This window comes from uncultured Bacteroides sp., assembly GCF_910578895.1.
In the GTDB taxonomy this organism is placed as follows: domain Bacteria; phylum Bacteroidota; class Bacteroidia; order Bacteroidales; family Bacteroidaceae; genus Bacteroides.
This window is the reverse complement of record NZ_CAJTSC010000076.1, coordinates 1-4,665: the sequence shown is the minus strand read 5'-3', so window position 1 is coordinate 4,665 and position 4,665 is coordinate 1. Positions and strand designations below refer to the sequence as shown.

Sequence of the window (4,665 nt, the reverse complement as noted above, 5' to 3'; positions counted from 1 at the left end):
ATATAAATCTAAAAAATATAAACTTAGTATGCAAAAAGGAAATATTGGGGTAACTACAGAAAATATCTTCCCCGTTATCAAAAAGTTTTTGTACAGTGACCATGAGATTTTTCTTCGTGAATTGGTTTCTAATGCTGTGGACGCTACTCAGAAACTTAAAACGCTGGCTTCTATCGGCGAATTTAAAGGTGAACTCGGCGACCTGACAGTACACGTGTCTTTGGATAAGGATACGATTACCGTATCGGATCACGGTATCGGTCTGACAGAGGAAGAGATAGATAAATACATCAACCAGATTGCTTTTTCGGGAGCCAATGATTTCCTTGAGAAATATAAGAATGACGCTAATGCCATTATCGGTCATTTCGGGCTCGGATTCTATTCGGCGTTCATGGTTGCCAAGAAAGTTGAAATCATCACCAAATCCCATCAGGAAGGTGCTAAAGCCGTGAAATGGACTTGTGACGGCAGCCCTGAGTTTACGATTGAAGATACCGACAAGGCAGCACGCGGTACGGATATCGTGCTTTATATAGATGATGATTGCAAGGAATTCCTTGAAGAAGCGCGTCTCTCTTCTCTTTTGAAGAAATATTGTAGCTTTCTCCCTGTTCCCGTTGCATTCGGCAAGAAAAAGGAGTGGAAAGACGGCAAGCAGGTTGAGACTGCCGAAGATAACATCATTAATGATGCAAACCCGTTGTGGACACTGAAACCCAGCGAACTGAAAGACGAGGATTACAAGAAGTTCTATCGCGACCTTTATCCTATGTCCGATGAACCGTTGTTCTGGATACATCTCAATGTGGATTATCCGTTCCATCTTACAGGTATCTTGTACTTTCCGAAGGTGAAAAGCAATATCGAACTGAACAAGAATAAAATCCAGCTCTATTGCAACCAAGTGTATGTGACGGACTCTGTAGAGGGCATCGTTCCGGACTTTTTGACATTGTTGCATGGGGTGCTCGATTCGCCGGATATTCCGTTGAACGTATCCCGTTCTTATTTGCAGAGCGATTCCAACGTGAAGAAAATCTCTACATATATCACAAAGAAAGTATCCGACCGCCTGCAATCCATATTCAAGAACGACCGCAAGCAGTTTGAAGAGAAATGGAATGACTTGAAGATTTTTATCAACTATGGAATGCTCACACAAGAGGATTTCTATGATAGAGCAAAGGATTTTGCCCTTCTTTCTGATACAGACGCCAAGCATTATACTTATGAAGAGTACAAGACTCTGATAAAAGACAGCCAAACGGACAAAGACGGTAATCTGATTTATCTGTATGCCAATAATAAAGACGAGCAATACAGCTATATCGAGGCTGCCAAGAACAAGGGATATAATGTGCTGCTGATGGACGGACAACTGGATGTTGCCATGGTAAGCATGCTGGAGCAGAAGTTTGAAAAGGTACGTTTCACTCGTGTTGACAGTGATGTGGTTGACAACCTGATAGTAAAGGAAGATAAGAAGAATGACGCTTTGGAGGCTGACAAACAGGAAGCCCTCTCTGCCATCTTCAAGAGCCAGCTGCCGCAGATGGAAAAGACCGAGTTCAACGTTACAACGCAAGCATTGGGCGAAAACGCTTCTCCGGTTATGATTACTCAAAGTGAATATATGCGCCGTATGAAAGAAATGGCGAATATTCAGGCAGGAATGAGTTTCTACGGTGAAATGCCGGATATGTTCAATTTGGTGTTGAATGCCGACCATAAGTTGGTAAAAGAGATTTTGGCTGATGAGGACAAGGCATGTGCGTCTGCCGTAGCTCCGCTTCAAAAAGAAATGGATGAGGTGAACAACCGTCGCAATGATTTGAAAAAGAAGCAGGAAGGCAAGAAAGATGAAGATATTCCTACGGTCGAAAAGGATGAAGTGAATGATTTGGATAAGAAGTGGGAAGAACTGAAAGTTAAGAAAGAAGGCCTGTTTGCCGATTATGCTGCCCAAAACAAAGTTGTCCGTCAATTGATTGATTTGGCGTTGCTTCAAAACGGCATGTTGAAGGGAGAAGCTTTGAATAACTTTGTTAAGAGAAGTATTGATATGATTAAATAAGTTCCTATTAGATTTCGATATATAAGGGCATTGCGACGAGTGTGAGTTGTGATGCCCTTTTTTTGTCTGTTTTTTCGTAATGAATATGTTTTTTTTCGTTGGATACGAGGTTTTCGGAAACTATTGTCTATATTTGAGCATTGAATAGATTAGTATATTTCACTCGGAACTGCTTCATGAAAAGATTTCTTTTGTTTTTATCGGTCTGCTTATTGTTTCTGCCGCTTGTGCAAGCTCAGAAAGTAGGACTTGTTTTGAGTGGCGGCGGTGCGAAAGGCATGACGCATATCGGTATTATCCGTGCTTTGGAGGAAAATAATATTCCAATCGACTACATTACCGGTACTTCTATGGGGGCAATCATCGGTTCGCTCTATGCTATGGGATATTCTCCGGACGATATGGAGGCATTATTGCGTTCCGAAGATTTTAAACGGTGGTATTCCGGGCAGGTAGAACCCAAATACGGATACTATTTTAAACAGAACCGGGCAACTCCGGAGTTTTTCAATATCCGTTTCTCCTTTAAGGATTCGTTGCATATCAAGCCTCAGATACTTCCAACGAGTATGGTAAACCCCATTCAGATGAACTTAGTGTTTCTTGAATTGTTTGCCCGTGCCACAGCGGCATGTGGCGGTGATTTTAATCGCCTGTTTGTGCCTTTTCGCTGTGTTGCTTCCGATGTGTACAACAAAAGACCGCTGATTATGCGTAAAGGGGATTTGGGAGATGCGGTACGCGCTTCCATGAGTTTTCCGTTTGTTTTTAAACCGATAGAGATTGATAGCGTGTTGGCTTATGACGGTGGTATCTATAATAATTTCCCGACGGACATTATGCGTGAGGACTTTCAGCCGGAAGTTATTATAGGCAGTGTGGTAGCTGCCAATCCCGGAAAACCGAAAGAGAATGATTTGATGAGCCAACTTGAAAACATGATTATGCAGAAAACGGATTATACCCTTCCGGATTCTTTAGGCATCATTATGACGTTTAAGTATGATGACGTAAGCCTTTTGGATTTTGACCGTTTGCAAGAACTGCACGATATCGGCTATGATCGGACTATTGGTTTGATGGATTCTATAAAAAACCGTATTCATCGGCGGATAAATGCTGAGAATGTGCGCTTAAGGCGATTGGTGTATCGAAGTAATTTACCCCAGTTTCGTTTTAGAGATATCTATATAGAGGGAGCTAACCCGCAACAGCAGGCATACATCAGGAAAGAATTTCATGACGAAGACCACGAAGTGTTTACATACGAAGAATTGAAGCGAGGTTATTTCCGTTTGCTGTCCGACAATATGATATCGGAAATTATTCCCCATGTGGTTTATGATTTCAAAAGCGATTTGTATTCATTGTACCTGAAGGTGAAAATGGAAGATAATTTTTCTGCGCGGATGGGTGGAAGTGTTTCAACCACCAGTTCTAACCAAATTTATTTAGGATTGGGATATCAGAATCTGAATTACTATTCCAAAGAGATAACCCTTGACGGTCAGATTGGTAAGGTGTACAATAATGCGCAACTTATGGCTAAAATAGACCTTCCTACCCGTGTCCCTACTTCTTATCGTCTTATTGCCTCTTTAAGTACGTTTGATTATTATAAAAAGGATAAGCTTTTTTCTAAAAACGATAAACCTTCTTTCAACTCCAAAGACGAGCGTTTTGTCAAATTGATGGTAGCTTTGCCTTTTCTTGCCAATAAACGGGCGGAATTGAGTGTGGGATATGGAAAACTTCAGGATAATTACTTTCAATCCAGCGTGATTAATTTCGACAAGGATCGTTCCGACAAAAGTATTTATAATCTTTTGGGCGGAGCTATTGGATTTTATGGTAGTACGTTGAATGCGCGACAGTATGCTACTAAGGGCTATTTTGAGAAGTTGGTGGCACAGGTTTTTAGCGGAAAAGAGAAATTTGTACCGGGAAATCCGACAGAGACAAGTGTTGCAGCCAAAGACCGGCAGTCTTGGCTGCAAATTTCTTATATGAAATATGCTTATCATACGATGAGTCCCAAGTTTACTTTGGGATGGATGGCGGAAATGCTGTATTCATCGAAGAATTTTTCGGAGAATTATACGGCAACCATGTTGCAGGCAGCAGATTTCTCTCCCACTCCTCATAGCAAACTGATGTATAACGAGGCATTCCGGGCCAATCAATTTTTGGCGGCAGGTGTCAAACCGATATTTGTTTTCAATGACATGTTCCAACTTCGTTCTGAATTTTATGGTTTCATGCCGATATTTCCTATCAAAAAGAATGCTTTGAACAAGGCTTATTATGGAAAAGCGTTTTCACGTTTCGAATATATGGGAGAAATTTCTATGATATGTCAATTGCCTTTCGGAGCAATCTCTGCCTATGTAAACCATTATAGTTCACCGAAAAAGGAGTGGAATGTAGGACTGACACTCGGTTGGCAGTTGTTTAATTACCGGTTTATTGAATGATTTTTTTCAAAAAAAGTTTGTGTATTATTTGCTAATTCGGAAAAAGTACGTATCTTTGCACCCGTTAAACAAAAAGGCCGCGTAGCTCAACTGAATAGAGTAGCTGACTACGGA

2 protein-coding genes are annotated in these 4,665 nt (G+C 41.1%); both read left to right on the top strand.

The genetic code is table 11. The features are described 5' to 3' along the window. Window positions 1-28: 28 nt before the first annotated feature. The gene (gene htpG / locus QZ327_RS13330; RefSeq protein WP_294620075.1) at window positions 29-2,077 is read left to right on the top strand and encodes a molecular chaperone HtpG; all 2,049 of its coding nucleotides are present in this window, start codon (window positions 29-31) and stop codon (window positions 2,075-2,077) included. Window positions 2,078-2,253: 176 nt separating this feature from the next. Continuing rightward, window positions 2,254-4,551: a patatin-like phospholipase family protein gene (locus tag QZ327_RS13325; protein WP_294620073.1), complete on the top strand. Its 2,298-nt coding sequence runs from the start codon at window positions 2,254-2,256 to the stop codon at window positions 4,549-4,551. Window positions 4,552-4,665: the final 114 nt, after the last annotated feature.